This is a genomic window from Curtobacterium sp. MCBA15_013, from assembly GCF_001865095.1.
Taxonomy (GTDB): Bacteria; Actinomycetota; Actinomycetes; order Actinomycetales; family Microbacteriaceae; genus Curtobacterium.
In genome coordinates this window covers 88,978-107,957 of the sequence record NZ_MJGQ01000004.1, presented here as the reverse complement: position 1 = coordinate 107,957, position 18,980 = coordinate 88,978, and the positions used below count along the sequence as shown (strand labels likewise).

Genomic DNA, 18,980 nt, shown 5'->3' with positions numbered 1-18,980 from the left:
CGGCTCAGCCGAGCAGCGCCCGCACCACCGACCGGTACACGTTCGCCGGGGAGTCCGTCGTGAAGACGGTCTCCCCGGCTTCCGTGCGTCCGACGCGTGCAAAGCCCTGCCCCGCCGCGTGCACGACGACGATCGGGTTCGGCTTCCCCGGACGACGCAGCGACGACACCGTCCACGGAGCCGCCCAGAAGCGCGCGAGCCGCGGGTCCGCCTCGGCGATCGCCGTCGGCAGGTCCGGGGCGGCGTCCGCCCCGGAGGTCCGACGACCGAGCAGGTCCGCCCGGAGCGACCCCGTGCGGAACGGGAAGGTCCATGCCGGACCGATGCCGAGCCTCCCGGCCACGAGCGCGACCACGCGCTCGACCGGCAGCTGCGCGATCACCGCGCCCGTCTCGTCCGTCCCGTCCACGACGGTCTCCGACCAGGCCTGGAGGCGCGTGGTGCGCCCGTCGGGCAGCCGCTGTTCCAGGGTGACGGGCTGGTCATCGCCCTCCCACGGTGCGAGGAGCGCCTGCGTCGACTCGGGCAGGGTGCCGAGCCGGCCGACCAGGCCGGACTCGATGAGCTCGCGTCCGGCGGGCGTGCGGAGGAGCGTGGGGTTCCAGCGACGGCCGGCGAGCGAGCGCAGGGTGGCGAGGGCCTCGGAGCCGAGGTGGGTGCCCTCGAGGTCGGCGGCCGGTGCGGGCTCGGGCAGTGCCTCGAGGTCGCGCTGCACCCGCGACGGTGCGGGTTCGGTGGCGCGGACGCTGTCGAGCACGGCGAACACGAGGTCGTCGGTGGCGAGCATCCGGGCGAGGGGCCGCTCGATGGTGAGGTCGACGCGGTGCCGCCCGGTGACGAAGAGCAAGTGCGCTCCCGCGACGTCGCCGCCCTCGTCGGGCCGGACGTACTCGACGAGGCGCGCCGGCGCTCCCGCGGTCGTCCACGGGTCGGAGCCGATGAGTCGGAGCCCCTCGACCGAACCGGGGAGGCGTTCGAGCAGACTCGTGTGCTCCTCCGCGACCGTCCGGTCGCTCGGACGGGATCGGACGGTGAGCACGACGTCGTCGCCGGTGACGCGCAGATCCGCCTGTGCCGAGTCCTCGCGGCGCCACGCGTCGGGGCGGCGGAGGGTCAGGCGGGCGGTGCGGTCCTCGGTGCCGAGTGGGACGGGGACGGCCATGGCACGAGGCTACGTCGGGGCCGGTGCGGGGGCGGTGGCGGCTCGCCGGGCGCGCGCGCTTCCGGTGCGCGCGAGGTCGGACCGGCGGACTCAGGGGCGGCGCGGGCGCGGCGCGGGCGGCGGCGGGACCGGCTTCGCGGCGACGACGTCGGCGAGCGCCACCTCGACCGGGCCCCGGCGGGTGTCGATCGTCACGGACGACGCGGTCCGGGCGACGATGACCCCGAGCGCGTCCTGCGCTCCCCCGCCGTGGTGCGCCCGCACGACCACGCGGTCCCCGACCGCAGCGTCCCGGAGGACCCCGAGCGCCAGAGCCCGGGCGATCGCGTCCTGACCGGTGCCCTCCACGCCCCCAGCGTAGGGCGCGCCTAGAGTGTGGGGATGGCCAAGGCACGCGTGGACAGCTGGATCTGGGCGGTGCGGATCACGAAGACCCGCTCCGCCGCGACCGCCGCGTGCAAGGCCGGCCACGTCCGGGTGAACGGGGAGCGTGCGAAGCCCGCGCAGCCGATCGGCCCCGGGGACGAGGTCCGGGTCCGGCAGAACGGGTTCGACCGGATCGTCGTCGTCACGGGGATCATCCTCAAGCGGACGAGCGCACCCGAGGCCGCGAAGCACTTCGAGGACAAGACCCCGCCGCGGCTCCCCAAGGAGGAGGCCGGCTTCGTCCCGATGCGCGACCGCGGCGCCGGACGTCCGAGCAAGCGGGAGCGCCGCGACCTCGAGAAGCTCCGCGGCTACTGACCCCGCCGTCCCGCCAACGCCATCAGACGAAGCGGACGGTCTGCTGCAGGCGGTCGCGGACCTCGAACACGTCGACGCTCCCCTCGGGCGACCACACGCCGCCCAGCACCTGCCCGAGCGCACTGCGGCGGACGACGAGCGCCGTGGGCTTCCGGGGCGAGCCGACGACCTGCACGTCCTCGTCCACCGCGGAGTCCGGCACCACGAGCAGCCGGCCGGTGAACCGCACCCGGGTCTGCTTCTGCACGGCGCGGGCGGCCCGGACGAGCTCCTTCACGGGGCGCTCCCCCGGTGCCAGGGTCTCCCCCGTGATCTCGCCGTGCTCGACGCGGACCGGGGCACCCCAGTCGATCGACTCGACGGCCCACAGGCCGCTCGGGGTGAGGACCGCGTGGTCGAGCTTGCCCTCGGCCCCCGCGTCGAGGTCGTGCCAGACCGTCACGCCGATGCCCATCTCGGCGACGATCGACGCGGTCGCTTCCTCGGCGAGCGCCTCGGCCAGCAGCCGTCGGATGTGCCGGGGAGCGGAGCGGATGAGCGTGGGGTCGTAGGGGTCCTCGATGGGGTCCCCGAGGCCGACCCACTCGCGCTCGGCCTGCAGGAAGACCTCGCGCGATCGCCCGCCGGGGTGTCCGTGGGACCGGGCGCGCGGACGTGCATCGCGACGCGCTGCCGGGGGTGCGTAGGCGTCGCGGCCGGTGTCGTGCCTCCAGGCAGAGGAACCGGACGGGCCGGATGCGCTCTGCTGGCTGCCGCGCTGGGATCCCGCGTCGTAGGCGCGGCGTGCGGCGGGGGTGCCGATGCGTTCCCAGGCGATCTGGACCTGGCGGAAGCGGCGGGCGTCGCCGCCGAGGTCGGGGTGGGACTCGCGGGCGGCGCGGCGGTAGGCGCGGCGGAGTTCGTCGTCGTCGGCGGTCGCTCGGACGCCGAGGACTTCGTACGGGGTGGCGTCGGCCGGGCTGTCGGTCATGGCCCTGCGACATTACCCGAGGGAGCGTCGGAGTCCGCCGCGTGGCTGCTGGGTGCTGCCTGGAGGAACGGGTCGGGTCCGGTACGCCGGCACCGGGTCTGCGACGAGACACCTGTCGATCGACCGGTGCGGTGTCGCGGACGGCGTGCGGGACCGGGATGGTCAGGCGACGGCGAAGGAGACGGGGGCCGCGAGGAACGATCCGTACCGGTCGGCGGCGGCCTCGAGGGCGCGGACCGCACCGGCGTCGAGCGGCTCGAAGGGCGTGACGGCGACCCGGACGTCGCGGGTGCGCTCGGTGCGGCTCCAGGTCCCGACGACCCGACCCCGCACGACGGCCATCGGCAGGAACATGCCGTTGGCGCCGGGGACGACCCGGTCGGCGTGCACGGGGTCGAGCTGGACGGAGCGGTCGGCGTACCCGAGGAGGTACTCGTCGAACCCGGGCAGGAGGTGCCCGGTCGGCACTCCTCCGGGGTCGGGTCGGTCGGCGAGGGCGAGGAGTCCGTCGCCGAGGTCCTCCACGGCGCCGCCGGCCACCGCTCGGGCACGCCGGACGTCGCCGAGCGGCAGCTTCGTCCACGAGGCGGTGTCGGCCTCGGTCACCGGGCCCCTCCCGCGCAGGTGACCGATCAGCACCCGCCGCAGGGCCTCGTCGCGGTCGGGCAGGTCGGCCGGCGCCGGCGCCCACTCGTCGAGGAGCACGAGCCCCTGGCCGACGCGGGCGGTGGGACCCCAGGCGACCATCCCCTCGAGCGCGAGGCGGAGCAGCACGTGGTACCCCAGCCCTCGCGTCGGGTCGATGCCGGCGCCTCGGTAGACGTCGAACAGGTCGTCGCGCACGAGCGACCGACCGCTGGACAGTGCGTCGGCCGTGGCGTCCCGGGCGGTGCGGAGGACGTCGTCGTCGATGCCGAGCTCGGTCGCACGCCGGGCGATGGAGCGGATCGTCCGATCGGCGGTGAGGGAGAGCAGCAGTCGGAGGTCGTCGGGGCGCATCGCGTGCAGGGTGCCGCGCATCGGCCACGAACGGACGACCTCGCCGCGGTCGAACGCGGCGCGGACGTCGTCGCGCGTGGACCCGGGAGCGCGGACGCCGATGGCCCAGGTGACCTGCCCGAGGTCCTGCCCCTGGACGGCCAGCATGCGTTCCACCACCGCGGTCGGCCCGAGCCCGGGCACGGCGATCCCCTGGGCGGCGAGGCGCATCGCGCGCAGCTGGGCCGGCGTGGTCGTCATGGCACCAGCATCGCCGTCGCGGTCAGGCGACGGCTGCGGTGATCTCGTCGGCGTGCTGCTCGATGTACGCCACGTCGGCCCGGTAGAGGTCGGCGTGCCCGTGCTGCAGGTCGCTGACGAACTTCGGGTTCCCGGCCGCGGCCTCGGTCTCCATGGTCGTGACCAACGCGACGAGGGAGCCGAGGATCGTCTCGGCGAGGACCTCGCGCGACCGGGCGTCCAGCTCGTAGGCGCGGCAGAACTCGGCGGCGCGGTCGAGCCGTTCGTCGAGCGACGGCGCGGTCGACCCCTCGACGACGCCGGTGGTGAACGGCGCGAACCGGTACACGGCACTGGCCACGTCCCAGACCCGTGGCCCGGGGTGCGCGGTGTCGAAGTCGATGAGCCCGACCGCGGCGATGCCGTCGTAGACGCAGTTGTACGGTGCGAAGTCGCCGTGCACGATCGTCTCGGCGGGGTACCGCTCCGCCTGGGACCAGACGTCGCGGTCGTCGTCGCGCGTGAAGGTGGCGGCGGCGTCGTGGTAGTGCCGCAGCAGCCGGGCGGTCGTGACGAGGGCGGCCTCGCTCGCGACGTCGGCCGTCCACGGGTACTCCCCCGCTTCGCCGGGGACGAACGAGACGGTCTCGAGCGTGTGCCCGAGCTCGATCGGTTCCGGTGCCGCGACGAACCCCTGTTCGTGCAGGTGGGCGAGCAGCCGGTGCACGGTCGGCGTCCACGGCCCTGCCGGGCGGTGCACGCGATCGTCGGCCCTGGTGATCCGCTCCATCGGAACCTCCTGTTGTACGTCTCCGTTGACGTGGTGGCCCAGCGTATCCGCCCGTGCGCCCCGGTGTCGCGGTCCACGTGTGAACAGCGCGTGACACGACCGCATGCACCGTTGCATGCAAGGGGTAGGATCGTCGACCGTGAGCACCCCGAGCACGAACACCACCGCCCAGGCAGCGTCCGACCGGGCCTACGACCACGTGAAGCGCGCGATCATCCGCGGCGACCTGCCCGGCGGCACGGCGATCAGCGAGAACGCGCTCTGCCAGGAGATCGGCGTGTCGCGGACGCCCGTCCACGAGGCGTTCCTGCGTCTCGCCGCCGAGGACCTGCTCACCCTCGAGTCCCGGAAGGGCGCCGTCGTCCGGCCGATGTCCCCGAGCGAGGCGGCCGACGTGCTCGAGATGCGGGAAGCGATCGAGTCGACCGCGGCGACCCGCGTCGTCTCCGACGGGCGCGTGGCGGACGTCACCCCGTTCCTCCAGGCGATGCTCGCGGAACAGGAGCAGGCGGTCGCGACCGGCGACGTCGACCGGTTCATCGAGGTCGACGCGGAGTTCCACGGTGCCGTCATCGGCGCGTCGCGGAACGCGATCGCCGTCATGTTCGCCCGGACCCTCCGCGACCGGCAGCAGCGGCTGCGGCACCACCTGATGCGGCTCCAGCCGTCCCAGTTGCAGGCGTCCCTCGAGGACCACCGCGCACTGGCCGCCGCGCTCGAGGCCGGCGACGCCCTCCGCTACGCCGAGGTGCTCCGCGCCCACGTCGCGTCGCACCGGGGCGCCCTGTGAGCGCCACCACCGGTAGCGTCCCGACCACCGGCTCGCTCGCGGTCCCGAACGCCCGCGTCCTGCCGTGGGTCGCCGTCTGGGGCGCGGTGTTCGTGTGCTCGTGGGGCGGGAACCAGTTCTCGCCCCTGCTGCTCATGTACGAGGAGCGCGCGCACTACTCGTCGCTGCTCGTGAACGTCTTCCTGGGCGTGTACGTGCTCGGGCTCGCGCCGGCACTCCTCGTCGCCGGGTCCCTGTCCGACCGGCACGGCCGCCGCCCGCTCATGCTCGCCGGGATCCTCTCGGCCGTCGTCGGCAGCGGGCTGCTGGCGTTCGGCCCGCTCGGCGCGGGGTTCCTCATGGCCGGACGCCTGTTCTCCGGGGTCACCGTCGGGATCGCGATGGCGGTCGGCAACAGCTGGGTGAAGGAGCTCTCGCAGGGACGCTTCGACCCCTCGGCCGACGCCGGTTCCGGTGCACGCCGGGCGTCACTGGCGTTCACCCTCGGGTCGGCGTCGGGTGCCCTCGTCGCCGGGCTCATCGCCCAGTGGGGGCCGATCCCCGAGGTCCTGCCCTTCCTCGTGCACATCTGCGTCGCCGTCCCCTTCGCCGTGATCGTCTGGCGAACGCCGGAGACGAGCCGCTCCGGCGGTCTGCCCGGGCCCTGGTGGAAGCAGCTCGCCGTGCCGAGCGCCGGGCACCGCCGGTTCACCCGGGTCGTGCTCGTCGCCGCGCCGTGGATCTTCGGGTCAGCCGCGATCGGGTACGGGTACCTGCCGACCAAGCTGGCCGGGGCAACCGGCACGTGGGGGCTCGTGTTCGCCACCGCCGCCACCGTCGTCGCCCTCGGGGTGTCGAGTGCCGTGCAGCCCCTCGCCGGGCGGGTCACCTCGCTCCTGTCGGCACGCGGGCTGCTGACGGCCGTGGCGCTCATGACCGCGGGCATCGCCGTGGTCGTCGTCGCGGTCCAGCTGCAGTCCGTGGCGATCGGGCTCGTGGCGAACGTCGTGATCGGCCTCGGCATCGGACTGGCGCTCGTGTCGAGCCTGCTCGAGGTCCAGCGGATCGCGGGGACACGCGACCTGGCCGGGCTCACCGGGGTGTTCTACGCGGCGGCGTACGCCGGGTTCCTGGCGCCGGCGGTCATCGCCGCGGTGGCGAACGTCGTGGCCGTGCCGACGATCCTGTGGGTGGTCGTCGGGCTCGGGGTGCTGTCGTGGGTGGCGATCCTGGTGTCGTCGCGGAAGCACATCCCCGCGTAGCTGGGCCCGCGCGGTCAGAACTGGTCGCGCAGCCAGGCCGGCCCGTGCACCGCGGCGCCGAGCTCCTCGACGCGGGCCCGGAGCTCGCGGTCGGCGGTCACCACGACGACCGGCGTGTGCCCGGCGTCCACCGCGGCCCGGGCAGCCTCGACGATCGCGTCGTCACCCGACCCCGGCGCACGCACGACGGACACCGGCTCGTCCGCGCCCACGGCGTCCCGCGCCGCTCCCTCGAGCACCACGGTCCACCGCGGCCACCACCGGTCGAACGGCAGCGCGAGCACCTCGGCCGACACACCCGCCGCGGCGAGCGCCCCCACCGACCCGAGCAGCCGCGACGCAGCCCCCGCGCGGTCCTTCCACCACCCGTCCGGCACACTGCCAACGACGTTCGCCGCGTCCACCACGACGTGCGGTGTCGTCTCGATCCGTGCCCGCAGCGCTGGCCACGACGCCCCGAACCCGGGGTGCAGGGGCAGGTCCTCGACGTCGCCGACGGGCACCCAGGCCAGTTCGAGGCTCTCGCGGTCCGCGATCACCGGTTCGAAGGCCCTGGAGGCGCGCCCCACCACCGTCGTGTACGTCCAGAACCCGAGGTCCAGCACGGCGGTGTGCCGGAGGTCCACGCCGTCCTCGGGCACGCCGGCTTCCTCCGCCGACTCGCGGAGCGCCCCGGTCACGGCGTCCTCGCCGAGGTGGCGGGCTCCGCCCGGGATCCCCCAGGTGCCGCCGTGGTGGCTCCACTCGACGCGGTGCTGCAGGAGCACGCGTCCGGAGCCGTCGTCGACGAGGAGTCCGGCCGCGCCGAACCGCCCCCAGGCCTTGGTGCCGTCGGGGCCGACCGCCCAGGCGTCGCCGGGATCGCGGGGGCCGGGAGGCGGCCCGGGAGGCGTGGTGTCTGGCACCCGTCAACCCTGTCACACGGGACCCGTCATGTGACCGGAGACGTCGGAGCCGCTCGTGTACGGTGTCGGTCGAGACACGGGGTGCCGCAACCAGCGGCTGAGATCACACCCGTCGAACCTGCTCGAGCTCGTACTCGCGAAGGGATCGTCCATGCACACTGCTGCGCCCGCCCCCGACTGGGCCCGTCGGACCGCCGAACTCCTCGAGGCCGTCCGCGCCCGGAGTCCCCTGGTGCACTGCATCACGAACACCGTGGTGCAGAACGTCACCGCGAACGTGCTGCTCGCGCTCGGCGCCTCGGCCGCGATGGTCGACGTCGTGACCGAGGCCGGGCCGTTCGCCCGGGTCGCCGACGCCCTGCTGGTGAACACCGGCACGCCGCACGCCGAACCCCGGGCCGCGTCGCTCGAAGCCGCCTCGGCAGCGGTCGACGCCGGCACGCCCTGGGTGCTCGACCCGGTCGCCGTCGGCTCCCTGCCGGTGCGGACGGCCCTCGCCCGGGACCTGCTGGCGCTCGGCCCGACGGTGCTGCGGGGCAACGCCTCCGAGGTGCTCGCGGTCCTCGGCGCCTCGGCCGGTGGTCGTGGCGTCGACAGCACGGTCGGCACCGACGACGCGCGAGCGGCCGCGGTCGACGCGGTGGCCGCCAGGCGCGTGGCCGCGGTGGCCGTGTCGGGTCCGGTCGACCTGCTGGTCGCGCCCGGCATCGGCGTGGTGCGGGTCGCGAACGGCACGGAGCTGCTCACGCGGATCACCGGCGGCGGCTGCGCGCTCGGTGCCGTCGTCGCCGCGTTCACCGCCGTCTCCCCCGAGGACCCGGGCGCGGCCGCCGTCGCCGCGACCGCGGTGCACACGATCGCGGCCGAGCTCGCCGCGCGTGAGGCCGGCGGACCGGGCACGTTCCAGCCGCTGTTCCTCGACCGCCTGGCGTCGCTCTCGCCGGACGACGTCGTGCGCACGGCGCGCATCACCGTGGAGTCCCCGGCGGTGGCCGCGTGAGCGCCGGTGGGTTCGGCGTGTACCTCGTGACCGACCCGGCGCTGTCGGACCGGCACGGCATCGGCGTGCTCGGGGTCGTCCGTGCCGCGGTGCACGGCGGGGTGCGGATCGTGCAGGTGCGCGACAAGGACGCCTCGGCCCGTGACCTGCTGGCGCTGACCGCCGCGGTGGCCGACGCCGTGGGCGACCGGGCGACCGTGGTGGTCGACGACCGGTTGGACGTCGCCCTGGCCGCTCGGCACGCCGGACACCGGGTCGCGGGCGTGCACCTCGGCCAGTCCGACGTCCCCGTCACCGCCGCTCGCGCCCTGCTCGGAACGGACGCACACGTCGGGCTGACCGCGAACACCCCGGAGCACCTCGCCACCGTCGCCGCACTCCCTCGCGGCACCGTCGACCTGCTCGGGGTCGGCGTGGTGCACCCGACCGCGACGAAGGCGGACCACCCGCCGGCCCTCGGACACGACGGGTTCGGCCGGCTCGCACGCGCGACGGACGTGCCGTGCGTGGCGATCGGCGGGGTGACGCTCGACGACGTCCTGCCGCTCCGGGCAGCCGGTGCCGCGGGCGTGGCGGTCGTCTCGGGCATCTGCGCGGCGGCCGACCCCGGGTCCGCCGCGGCGGCGTTCGTGTCCGCGTGGGGCCCTGGACCCGACCACGGGGCGGAGGCGGGGCCGTCGGGTGGTGGCGATCCGTTCCTCCTGGCCGACGCGACGCACCACGGGGCGGACGCATGAGCGTCCCGCGCGTCCTGAGCATCGCCGGGACCGACCCGACGGGTGGGGCGGGGATGCAGGCGGACCTCAAGGCCATCGCGGCGCACGACGGCTACGGCATGGGCGTCGTGACCGCGCTCGTCGCGCAGAACACGCACGGGGTGCGCTCGGTGCACGTGCCGGACGCCGCCTTCCTGCGCGAGCAGCTCGACGCGGTGTCGGACGACGTCGTGGTCGACGCCGTGAAGGTCGGGATGCTCGGCACCGCCGAGGTCGTGCGGGTCGTGACCGAGTGGCTCCGCGAGCACCGCCCGCCGGTCGTGGTGGTCGACCCCGTGATGGTCGCGACGAGCGGGGACCGGTTGCTCGACGAGGACGCCTCGCGGGCGATGGCCACGCTGCTCGGGCTCGCCGACCTCGTGACGCCGAACCGGGCGGAACTCGCGGTGCTCGCCGAGCTGGCCACCTTGCACGGACGGGCCCCGGACAGCGCGGAGGACCGGGCGCTCACGATCGCCCGCACCTGGGACGTGCTCGTGCTCGCGAAGGGCGGCCACGACGACGGCGACACCTCGGACGACGTGCTCGTCGGGCCCGACGGGGTGCTCCGGACGTTCAGCGCGCCACGCGTCCGGACGACGAACACGCACGGCACCGGGTGCTCGCTGTCGAGTGCGATCGCGACGCTCGCGGCCCGCGACGGCGACTGGGAACTGGCCGTCGGCACGGCGAAGCGCTGGCTGACCGCGGCCCTCCGCGGCGCCGACGCCCTGCACATCGGCACCGGGAACGGTCCGGTCGACCACGGCGCGCTCGTGCGTGCGGAGCGGCCGGAGCCGAGGTGGACCGACCGCTGGTGGGACGACGTCGCCGAGGTCCTGCACGAGACGATCGCGTGCGACTTCCTCACCGGGATGCGCGCGGTTACGCTCGACCCCGAGGTGTTCGCCGCGTACCTGGCGCAGGACGTCCACTACCTCCGCGCGTACGAGCGGCACCTGGCGCTGCTGGGCTCGTGGACGACCGGGGCCGAGGCCGCGTTCTGGCAGGCATCGGCCCAGGGCTGCGCCGACGAGGCCCGCGACCTGCACCACCGACGCCTCGCCGGCACGCACGCCGAGGACCCCGTCCACCCGGTCTGCGCCGGCTACCTCGCCCACCTGCAGGCCGCTGCCGACTCCGGGTCCGTCGGGGTCCTCGCCGCGGCGGTGCTGCCGTGCTTCCGCGTGTACGCGTGGGTCGGGACGCAGATCGGCACCGTCGGGTCGGACCACCCGTTCGCGGACTGGATCGGCGCGTACGGCGACCCGGGGTTCGCCGAGGCCTCCGCGGACGCGACGGCCCGGGTCGAGCGGCTCGCCGCGGCGGCGACGCCGGCCGAGCGCGGAGCGATGACGCGCGCGTTCCGCGCGTCGACCGCGTGGGAGCTCGCGTTCTTCCGGATGCCGACCACGGGGGCGGGGCCGGGCGCCGGCCCGGAGTGTGCCGCCGGAACGACACGCTCTCGCTGAGCGCCGCGGTCCCTGGCGCGGAAGCGACAGGGTGCCGTCACGATTCGACGGCACCCTGTCGCTTTCGCGGGCGGGGGCGGGCAGGCGGGCGGCCGGGCCGACGGGTCGGGCAGGGCGCGCGGACGCGTCGGGCGGGGCGCGCGGGCGGGGCGGGCAGCAGCGCGGCCAGGGACGCGGGGTGTCGCGGACGGGAGGCGCGGTGCGGGGTCGACCCGCGCCTCCAGGCCGTCAGCGGGTCGCCGGCGGCAGCCGCACCAGCTCGACCGTCAGGTCGCGGCCGTCGACCGCACCGCGCATCCACGTGTGGTCCGGCTGGCGGCGCCGGTCCGTCGGCGAACCCGGGTTGAGCAGCCGCAGCCCCGACGGCGCGACCGTGTCCCACGGGATGTGCGAGTGGCCGAAGACGAGCACGTCGACGTCCGGGTACGCGGCCGTCATGCGACGCTCACGGCCCGTCGCGGCACCCGTCTCGTGCACCAGGGCGACGCGCAGGTCCTCGACGGCGAAGCGCGCCTCGAGCGGCAGGCGGTCGTCGAACTCGGGGCCGTCGTTGTTGCCGCGGACGCCCTCGAACCGCGCCGACCGGGCCTGGACGGCGTCGAGCGTCGCGAGGTCCACCCAGTCGCCGGCGTGCACCACGAGGTCCGCGGCGTCGATGTCCGCCCAGAGCCCGGCGGGCAGGTCCTTCGCCCGCTTCGGCAGGTGGGTGTCCGAGAGCAGGACGAACGAGGTCGTCACGGCGTGGTGCGTCCGGGCATCGGCAGCCCCGCCTCGTCCGCGGCGCCGAGCCGTTCGAGGAGCCCAGCGAGGAGCGCGATGTCGTCGTCCGACCAGCTCGCGAGCCGTTCGTCGAGCGCGTCGCGGTGCAGCTGCACGGACCGTTCGAGAGCGGCACGGCCGGCGTCGGTGGCCACGAGGGGCTTGGCGTTGCCGGTCCCGCCGTCGACCGTCCGGATGAGCCCGGCCGCCAGCAGCCCGGACAGCTGCCGCGAGATCGTGGAGCGGTTCAGCCGCAGGTACCGGGCGATGTCGATCGCCATGCAGCCCTCGTGCTGGACGACGAAGTCGACGAGGGACTGGTCGACGACGCTGAGGATCGCCTCCGAGCCGCGTGCCCGGATGCTCGCGCGGCGGGTGATGCGGGCGAGTTCCGTGTACGCGCGTCCGATGTCGCTGTTGCGGACATCGGGCCTCGGTTCGCTCATCGGACGGACTCCAGCCTGTCTGCGCCGGGACCTGCCGGCGGTGTTCGGTCCCGCCACCATACCGGCGGGTACGGATCGCGTCGGCTCAGTGACCCGCCGCGGCGGCCCGCAGGGCGGGGATGTCGAGCTTGACCATCTGCATCATGGCCTCGAAGACGCGGGCGTTGGCCTCGGGGTCGCCCGAGCCGGTCATGAGGTCGCCCATCATCGACGGGGTGACCTGCCACGCCACACCCCAGCGGTCGAAGAGCCACCCGCACCGGCTCGGACGGCCACCGTCGGCGAGCAGGGCGTCCCAGATGCCGTCGAGCTCATCCTGGTCGTCGACGTCCACCTGGAACGAGACCGCGTCGGTGTGCTCGTGCCCCGGACCGCCGTTCATCGCACGGTAGGGCTTGCCGAGGAGCGTGAACTCGACGACGAGGGTCTGCCCGTCCGGGGTCTTGCTCACGCTGTCGATGCTGCTGTCGGGGAAGAGCGACACGTAGTGCTCCGCCGCCTGCTCGGCCTGGTCGTCGTACCAGAGGAACGGGGTGATCGTCGGCATGGGCGGGGCCTTCCGGTTCGGCTCAGTCCGCAGCGCCGCGGCTGAGCAGGTCTGCCTTCTCGGGGTGCTCGTCGAACCACTTGCCGACGAACCAGCACATCGGGACGATGCGCCGGGTGGAGTTCGCCTCGACGTCGGCGACCGCGAAGTCGACGAGCTCGGCGGCGTACCCGTGCCCGCGGTGCTTCGGCACCGTGTACGTGTGCGGGAACGCGATCGCGTCGCCGTTCTCGCGGTAGTCGAGGACGCTCACGAGTTCGCCGCCGACGTACATCGCGTAGCGGTCCTGGTCGGCTTCGTCGCGGAACTCGTGGTCCATGCCGCCATCATGCACCCTCGGCGCAGGCGCGGGCGGCAGACGGTCAGGCCGTCGGGAATGGGCGGGTCGGGGTCGGGCGTTGGTCGGACACCATGACGACAATCGGCATCATCGGCGCAGGCAACATCGGATCCCAGCTCGCACGGTTGGCGGTGCGGAACGGACACGAGGTGGTGATCGCGAACTCCCGCGGCCCCGAGACCCTGGCGGACCTGGTCGCGGAGCTCGGCGCGGGTGCCCGTGCCGCGACCCGCGACGAGGCGGCGGCCGCTGGCGAGATCGTCGTCGTCACGACCCCGCTCGCCGCGATCGAGACCATCCCGGCCGGCCCCCTCGAGGGCAAGGTCGTGATCGACACGAACAACTACTACCCGCAGCGCGACGGCCACATCGAGGCGCTCGACTCCGAGACCACCACGACCGCGGAGCTCCTGCAGGACCACCTCCCCGGCGCCCGGGTCGTGAAGGCGTTCAACCACATCGGCGCCGCGGACCTCACCGGCCACGCCTCCGCTGCGGGCACCCAGGACCGTCGCGCGCTCGTGGTGGCCGGGGACGACGCCGACGCCAAGCGGGTCGTGTCGGACCTCATCGACCAGTTCGGGTTCGACGTCGTGGACGCCGGGCCCCTCGCCGAGGGCTGGCGCATCCAGCGCGACACCCCCGGGTACGGCCCGCGGCTGACCGTGGCGGAGCTGCGCGAGGCGCTCGCGTCCGCGGAGCGGTACCGCGACATGTAGGTCGCGACCCCCTGCGGGACGGGAGGCGCGGGTCGGTCCGGCACCGCGCCTCCCGTCCCGCAGCCGCCCGCCCGCCCGCCCGCAGCTGCGAGGCGAGACTCGGCCCCGCGGACAGTTCCGCGGCCGATCGACCACGAAACTGTCCGCCGAGCCGAGACTCGGCGTCCGCGGCGCGCCGGCGGTGCCGGCTCAGGCGCCGTCGAAGACCAGCGTCATCTCGGCGAGGTCGTCCTCGGACGGCTCCCACGCCGTCCCGGCCTCGGCGTTCTGCCGGATCTGCTCCGGCTTCGTCGCCCCCGCGATGACGCTCGACAGCCCGGGCTGGGCCAGCAACCACGCGAAGGTCGCCTGCAGCATCGTGACGCCGCGCTCGTCGCAGAACCGCTGGAACTCCTCGAGGATCTCCCACGGCGCGTCCTGCAACAGCTGCGGCTTCGCCGTGGTGAGGCGCCCGTCCGCGGGCCCGCCGGCCTTCGTGTACTTGCCCGTCAGCAGGCCGTTGTACAGCGGGAAGTACGGCAGGAACCCGAGCGCGTACGCACGGACGGCCGGCAGCACCTCGTCCTCGACGCCCCGGGCGAGCGGGCTGTACTCGTTCTGCGCCGACACGAACGCCGTGGTGCCGGCGATGGAGGCGGTGAGCTCGGCCTCGGCGATCTGCCACCCCGCGAAGTTCGAGTGGCCGATGTAGCGGATCTTGCCCTCGCGGACGAGGTCGTCGAGCACGGACAGCGTCTCCTCGATCGAGGTCACGTCGTCCGGGCCGTGCATCTGGTAGAGGTCGATCCAGTCCGTCCCGAGGCGCTTGAGCGACGACTCGACCGCCAGCCGCACGTACCGCCGGGAGCCGCGCACGCCCCAGTCCGGCCCGTTCACCCCCTGCATGTCCATGCCGAACTTCGTGGCGAGGACGATCTCGTCGCGACGTCCCGCGATGGACCTGCCGAGGAGTTCCTCGGACAACCCGCGCCGGCCGCCGTAGACGTCCGCGGTGTCGAACAGGGTGACGCCGGCGTCGAGGGCCGCGTGGACGACGGCGTCCGTGCCCTCCTGCGTCTCGGTCAGCGTGCCGGGTCGGCCGAAGTTGTTGCAGCCGATGCCGACGGTGGAGACGACGAGCCCCGACGGCCCGAGAGGACGGTGTTCGATTCCGGTCATGCCCCGACCGTACCGGCGACCCCGGAACTGGGGCTGCGCCAGCCGCACGGGTTGCCGTTAGAACTGACGATGGATCAGCCTACGGAGGGAGCACCGCAGTGGCATCGCATCGCATGCCGGACGAGGACCGGCCGCGTCGCGCCGTCCCCGACTGGGTCACGGCTCCCCCCGAGGGCGCGGCAGACGGCCTGGAGGCGCGCCCCGCCCCCGTCGCACCCGCCCCCGCTCCGGAGACGGCCGGCCCCGGCAGCACGCTCCCCGGACCGCCCGCCACACCGGCACTCGTCGACGACGACATCGTGGTGCCCGACTTCCCACCGGAGGAGCACCTCCTGCCCCCGGCCCCGACCTCGCCCGCGGTGCACACGGTCCCGTTCGACACGGCCTCGATCGGCCCCGCCCCGGTCTCGCCGATCGACGCCGTCGGTGCCGTCGGTGCCGTCGACGCCGTCGGTGCCGTCGGTGCCGCGTCCGTCACGCCGGGGGCCGCACCCGCTCCCGCCGCGCCGGTCGTCTCGGCGGGCCCCAGCGTCCCGGTCGTCGGTCAGCCCCGGTTCTCCGTGCCGGGCCTCGAGCACGTCGTCGTCGAGGGGTCGGAACCGGCTCCCTCGGGACCGATCGGCTACCGCACCCCCGCCCGGTTCGCCCACCAGCGCCCCGCCGCTCCGGCCGCCGTGGCTCCGGCGTCCGCCGCTCCGGCTGCGGCTCCGGCCTTCGACGCCGTCATCGCACCGCCGGCGCCCGGGGGCCCGGGCTCGACACCGGCTCCCCGGGCGGATGCACTGCCGCCGACCGAAGCGCTCCCCCTGATCGACCTGCCGACCCGTGGCTCGGACACGGGACGCGGCCGGTCGACGAGCCCACGAACGCCGAAGGGCACGAAGCCCTCGAAGGGCGCGAAGGCCGCGAGGCCCGCCCGGCCGCCGCGCACGAGGAAGCCGACCGCGAGGACCGCGACCGACGCGCCCCCGGCGGTGGACACGACCACCCCTGCTGTCGCGACGGTGTGTGGCGGGGGCGGGCCGCGCCTCCAGGCCGCCGGGACGACGCAGCGGGTGGGGACGACTCCCGGGGCCGTCCTCGGCGCCCTCGCCGGACTCGCCACCCTCGGACTCGGCGCGTGGTGGTTCACCGCCCCCGCGACGGTGCACGGCGTCGGGCTGGTGCTCGGCGTGCTCGCGCTCCTGCTCTCGATCGTGACGCTGCGGCGGCCCGAGGCGACGTGGCAGCGGCCGCTCGCGCTCCTCGGTGCCGTGCTCGGCGGGGTCGGGACGCTCGTGCTGCTGTGGGCCGTGGCCTCGGCGGTGCTGCCGCTCGTCGGGGTGACCCTGCCGGACCTCACCGGGACGGGGACGGTCCCGACGCTCGCGCCGTAGCGCGCCGCGCTGCGCGCTGCGCGCCCCGCGCGTTTCGTGAGCAGAAATGGTCGGGTGCGCGCCACCGACCCGACCATTCCTGCTCACGAAACGACCACGGCCGCCCCGCTCACACCGCGCGGACCACCCCGCGCGACAGGATCGCGTTCGTCAGGGCGTCGATCGGTTCCCGCTGCACCGTCGGGTTCGCGATGAGCACGTAGTCGACCGCCGGGAGGTCCGGCAACGCCAACCGCTGCGACACCTTCACGAGGTCCGCCGGGATCAGCGAGTGCGGGAACACCGCGACCCCGATCCCCGCGCGGACGGCCGCGAGCACCCCGTTCACGTCGCGCGTGTTGCAGGTGATCCGCCACGTGCGTCCGGCGGACTCGAGCGCGTCGATCGCCATCTGTCGACTGATGCTCGGCGCCTGGTACGCGATGAGCGGCACGGGCTCCCCGGGCTCCAGCGCGATGCCGTCCTGCGCCATCCAGACCATCTGGTCGGTCGCGACGCGGGTGCCCTCGGCGGACTCCCCCGCGGTCTGCTTGATGAACACGAGGTCGAGCTGCCCCGCGTGCACCCGGCGGAGCAGCGGTGAGGACTGGTTCACCGTCAGCTCGAGGTTCACCTGCGGGTGCAGCCGTCGGAAGTCCCGCAGGATCCGGGGCAGCTGCGTGATCGCGAGGTCGTCGGCCGCCCCGAACCGGAGCCGCCCGCGGGTCGCGGCTCCCGAGAAGTACGCGTCGGCGGTGGCGTGCGCCGCGAGGATCGTCCGCGCGAACCCGGCCATCGCGTCCCCGTTGTCGGTGAGCGCCACGCCCCGGGTGTCCCGGGCGACGAGGGTCCGGGAGACGGCCGTCTCGAGCCGCCGCACGTGCTGCGACACCGTGGGCTGGCTGATGCCGAGCCGGGCGCCGGCCTGGGTGAAGCTCCCGGTCTCGGCGACCGCGAGGAACGTCTGCAGCAGAACCGGATCCAGCACCGGACACCCTTCGTCGTGACGACCCCATTCGACTTCGCAATGGAGTGATAGCCACCATAGGGGTATCGAATGGGCCGCGCGCAGTTAGTTTCGAGTGGGTACAGTCCCGCCTGCTCCACCTCGACCTCCGGAGACCCCCGCTCGTGAGTGCGTCATCGACGACCCTCCCCCCGCCCACCGAACCACTGCCGATCCAGGCCACCAGACCACCGTGGCGCCACACCCTCATCGCCCTGTCGGTGCCGAACTTCCGGCTCTTCACCGCCACGAACCTCGTCGCGATGACCGCCGGCTGGATGCAGCGCATCGCACAGGACTGGCTCGTCCTGCAGCTCACCGGGTCGGTCGCGCAGGTCGGCATCACGGTCGCGTGCCAGTTCGCGCCGATGCTGCTGTTCGGGCTCCTCGGCGGGGTGCTCGTCGACCGGTTCTCCAAGCGCGCGCTGATGATGATCACGCAGGGCTCGTTCGCCGTGCTGTCGGCCCTGCTCGCCGTCCTGACGCTGTCCGGGGTAGTGCAGGCGTGGCACATCTGGGCGATCGCGTTCGTCGTCGGCATGGTCACCGTCATCGACAACCCCGCGCGCCAGGTGTTCGTCACCGAGATCGTCGGCCACGAGCACCTGCGCAACGCCATCAGCGTGAACTCGTCGGTCTTCCAGCTCGGCGGCATGATCGGCCCGGCCCTCTCCGGAGCGCTGCTCGTCGCGGTCGGCGCCGGCTGGTCGTTCGGCGTCAACGCGATCGCCTGCGTCGCCGTGGTCGTGACGCTCGGGTTCCTGAAGGTCTCGGAGCTCCACCGCACGCCCCCGGCACCACGAGGGAAGGGGCAGCTCGTCGAGGGCCTCCGCTACTCCGTCCGGAAGCCGACCATCATCGTGCCGGTCATCCTCGTGGCGTTCTTCTCGGTCTTCGCGCTGACGATGCCGGTGCTGCTGTCGGCCTTCGCGTCCGAGGTGTACGACGTCGGCGCCGGTGGCTACGGCGTGTTCAACTCCGCCGTCGCGATCGGCGCCCTGGCCGGCGCACTGCTCTCGACGCGGCGCGCCACCGTCCGGCTCCGCACCATCGTCGGCGGGGTGTTCTGGACGGGGATCCTGCTCGTGGTCTCCGGCTCGATCCCGGTCATCGCGCCGTTCACCGTCGCGCTCGTCGCCGTCGGGATGTCGCAGCTGCTCTTCCAGACCGCGTCGAACTCGCTCGTGCAGCTGTCCTCGAACGTGGCGATCCGAGGCCGGGTGATGTCGCTCTACGTCCTCGTGCTGCTCGGAGGGCAGGCGATCGGCGGCCCCCTCATGGGCCAGGTGGTCGACCACTTCGGGGCCCACGTCGGGATGGTCGTCGCCGGAGGCGTGCCGGCCGCGGCCGCGGCCGTCGTCGGGCTCGTGCTCGCCCGCCGCGGCGGGCTCCACCTGGCGGTGCGGATGCGGCACCACATGCCGGTGCCGTCGATCGTCGGGCACCGCTGACGCGTCGGACGGGAGGCGCGGTGCGGGCGGGCGCCGCGCCTCCCGACCGACGCGTGGTAGCGCTGCGCGCGCGCTCGCTGCTGCCGTCGTCGGCGCGTGCGCGTCGCTGCGCCGCTGCGCTGCCGCGTGGCGTCGAACCACGAAACCGACGT

21 protein-coding genes and 1 riboswitch are annotated in these 18,980 nt (G+C 74.4%); of the genes, 9 read left to right on the top strand and 12 right to left on the bottom strand.

The genetic code is table 11. The annotated features are described in order from the left end of the window. Positions 1 to 4: 4 nt before the first annotated feature. Positions 5 to 1,162: a hypothetical protein gene (locus BIV01_RS02610; RefSeq protein ID WP_071301858.1), complete on the bottom strand. Its 1,158-nt coding sequence runs from the start codon at positions 1,160 to 1,162 to the stop codon at positions 5 to 7. 90 nt (positions 1,163 to 1,252) lie between these two features. After that, a complete protein-coding gene (locus tag BIV01_RS02605; RefSeq protein ID WP_217642532.1) occupies positions 1,253 to 1,510 on the bottom strand; it encodes a hypothetical protein in 258 nt (85 codons plus the stop codon). A 33-nt stretch (positions 1,511 to 1,543) separates the two neighbouring features. Between BIV01_RS02605 and BIV01_RS02600 the strand changes: the two genes are divergently transcribed. Beyond that, positions 1,544 to 1,906, top strand: a complete 363-nt coding sequence (locus BIV01_RS02600; RefSeq protein ID WP_070418630.1) for an RNA-binding S4 domain-containing protein — start codon at positions 1,544 to 1,546, stop codon at positions 1,904 to 1,906. Between the two features lie 22 nt (positions 1,907 to 1,928). Here the strand turns inward: BIV01_RS02600 and BIV01_RS02595 are convergent, their stop codons facing one another. The 3 genes from BIV01_RS02595 to BIV01_RS02585 all read right to left on the bottom strand — a co-directional run bounded on the left by BIV01_RS02595 (position 1,929) and on the right by BIV01_RS02585 (position 4,884). Further along, the gene (locus BIV01_RS02595; RefSeq protein WP_071301857.1) at positions 1,929 to 2,876 is read right to left on the bottom strand and encodes a J domain-containing protein; all 948 of its coding nucleotides are present in this window, start codon (positions 2,874 to 2,876) and stop codon (positions 1,929 to 1,931) included. 162 nt (positions 2,877 to 3,038) lie between these two features. Next, positions 3,039 to 4,115 carry a winged helix DNA-binding domain-containing protein gene (locus BIV01_RS02590; RefSeq protein ID WP_071301856.1) on the bottom strand — a complete coding sequence of 359 codons (1,077 nt, stop codon included), beginning with the start codon at positions 4,113 to 4,115 and terminating at the stop codon, positions 3,039 to 3,041. Positions 4,116 to 4,137: 22 nt separating this feature from the next. Continuing rightward, positions 4,138 to 4,884, bottom strand: coding sequence for a phosphotransferase enzyme family protein (locus BIV01_RS02585; protein ID WP_070418627.1), 747 nt, complete (start codon positions 4,882 to 4,884; stop codon positions 4,138 to 4,140). Between the two features lie 139 nt (positions 4,885 to 5,023). On the opposite strand from BIV01_RS02585, the gene BIV01_RS02580 reads away from it, so the two are divergent. Further along, positions 5,024 to 5,674 carry a GntR family transcriptional regulator gene (locus tag BIV01_RS02580; RefSeq protein WP_217642529.1) on the top strand — a complete coding sequence of 217 codons (651 nt, stop codon included), beginning with the start codon at positions 5,024 to 5,026 and terminating at the stop codon, positions 5,672 to 5,674. After that, positions 5,671 to 6,915, top strand: a complete 1,245-nt coding sequence (locus BIV01_RS02575; RefSeq protein WP_071301854.1) for an MFS transporter — start codon at positions 5,671 to 5,673, stop codon at positions 6,913 to 6,915. Before BIV01_RS02580 ends, BIV01_RS02575 begins: the two co-directional genes overlap by 4 nt. A gap of 14 nt (positions 6,916 to 6,929) precedes the next feature. On the opposite strand, the gene BIV01_RS02570 is transcribed toward BIV01_RS02575, so the two are convergent. After that, positions 6,930 to 7,820 (bottom strand): NUDIX domain-containing protein, encoded by an 891-nt coding sequence (locus BIV01_RS02570; RefSeq protein WP_071301853.1) that lies wholly within the window; start codon positions 7,818 to 7,820, stop codon positions 6,930 to 6,932. Positions 7,821 to 7,887: 67 nt separating this feature from the next. Further along, a riboswitch (TPP riboswitch) is annotated at positions 7,888 to 7,983 on the top strand. On the opposite strand from BIV01_RS02570, the gene thiM reads away from it, so the two are divergent. From thiM to thiD, 3 genes are all read left to right on the top strand, one after another. After that, positions 7,972 to 8,820 carry a hydroxyethylthiazole kinase gene (gene thiM, locus BIV01_RS02565; RefSeq protein WP_071301965.1) on the top strand — a complete coding sequence of 283 codons (849 nt, stop codon included), beginning with the start codon at positions 7,972 to 7,974 and terminating at the stop codon, positions 8,818 to 8,820. It overlaps the preceding riboswitch by 12 nt. After that, complete coding sequence (thiE, locus tag BIV01_RS02560; protein WP_071301852.1) at positions 8,817 to 9,557, top strand: thiamine phosphate synthase; 741 nt, start codon at positions 8,817 to 8,819, stop codon at positions 9,555 to 9,557. The genes thiM and thiE overlap by 4 nt, the downstream gene beginning before the upstream one ends. Continuing rightward, complete coding sequence (thiD, locus tag BIV01_RS02555; RefSeq protein WP_071301851.1) at positions 9,554 to 11,047, top strand: bifunctional hydroxymethylpyrimidine kinase/phosphomethylpyrimidine kinase; 1,494 nt, start codon at positions 9,554 to 9,556, stop codon at positions 11,045 to 11,047. The genes thiE and thiD overlap by 4 nt, the downstream gene beginning before the upstream one ends. Positions 11,048 to 11,275: 228 nt before the next feature. Here thiD and BIV01_RS02550 read toward each other — a convergent pair whose 3' ends face one another. From BIV01_RS02550 to BIV01_RS02535, 4 genes are all read right to left on the bottom strand, one after another. Next, positions 11,276 to 11,785: a metallophosphoesterase family protein gene (locus BIV01_RS02550; protein ID WP_071301850.1), complete on the bottom strand. Its 510-nt coding sequence runs from the start codon at positions 11,783 to 11,785 to the stop codon at positions 11,276 to 11,278. Next, positions 11,782 to 12,252 carry a MarR family winged helix-turn-helix transcriptional regulator gene (locus BIV01_RS02545; RefSeq protein WP_070418620.1) on the bottom strand — a complete coding sequence of 157 codons (471 nt, stop codon included), beginning with the start codon at positions 12,250 to 12,252 and terminating at the stop codon, positions 11,782 to 11,784. The genes BIV01_RS02550 and BIV01_RS02545 overlap by 4 nt, the downstream gene beginning before the upstream one ends. Before the next feature lie 85 nt (positions 12,253 to 12,337). Continuing rightward, complete coding sequence (locus tag BIV01_RS02540) at positions 12,338 to 12,799, bottom strand: VOC family protein (RefSeq protein WP_071301849.1); 462 nt, start codon at positions 12,797 to 12,799, stop codon at positions 12,338 to 12,340. Positions 12,800 to 12,821: 22 nt separating this feature from the next. Then, complete coding sequence (locus BIV01_RS02535) at positions 12,822 to 13,118, bottom strand: GNAT family N-acetyltransferase (RefSeq protein WP_070418618.1); 297 nt, start codon at positions 13,116 to 13,118, stop codon at positions 12,822 to 12,824. A 92-nt stretch (positions 13,119 to 13,210) separates the two neighbouring features. On the opposite strand from BIV01_RS02535, the gene BIV01_RS02530 reads away from it, so the two are divergent. Further along, positions 13,211 to 13,858, top strand: a complete 648-nt coding sequence (locus BIV01_RS02530; RefSeq protein WP_071301848.1) for an NADPH-dependent F420 reductase — start codon at positions 13,211 to 13,213, stop codon at positions 13,856 to 13,858. Positions 13,859 to 14,047: 189 nt separating this feature from the next. On the opposite strand, the gene BIV01_RS02525 is transcribed toward BIV01_RS02530, so the two are convergent. Further along, positions 14,048 to 15,016, bottom strand: coding sequence for an aldo/keto reductase (locus BIV01_RS02525; RefSeq protein ID WP_071301847.1), 969 nt, complete (start codon positions 15,014 to 15,016; stop codon positions 14,048 to 14,050). Between the two features lie 98 nt (positions 15,017 to 15,114). Between BIV01_RS02525 and BIV01_RS02520 the strand changes: the two genes are divergently transcribed. Further along, on the top strand, positions 15,115 to 16,392 hold the full coding sequence (locus BIV01_RS02520; protein ID WP_071301846.1) for a hypothetical protein: 1,278 nt from the start codon (positions 15,115 to 15,117) through the stop codon (positions 16,390 to 16,392). A 109-nt stretch (positions 16,393 to 16,501) separates the two neighbouring features. On the opposite strand, the gene BIV01_RS02515 is transcribed toward BIV01_RS02520, so the two are convergent. Beyond that, entirely contained in the window at positions 16,502 to 17,359 is an 858-nt protein-coding gene (locus BIV01_RS02515; protein WP_070418614.1) for a LysR substrate-binding domain-containing protein, read from the bottom strand. A gap of 143 nt (positions 17,360 to 17,502) precedes the next feature. Here BIV01_RS02515 and BIV01_RS02510 point away from each other — a divergent pair, with 143 nt between their 5' ends. Beyond that, complete coding sequence (locus BIV01_RS02510) at positions 17,503 to 18,828, top strand: MFS transporter (RefSeq protein ID WP_083413721.1); 1,326 nt, start codon at positions 17,503 to 17,505, stop codon at positions 18,826 to 18,828. The last annotated feature ends 152 nt before the right edge of the window (positions 18,829 to 18,980 follow it).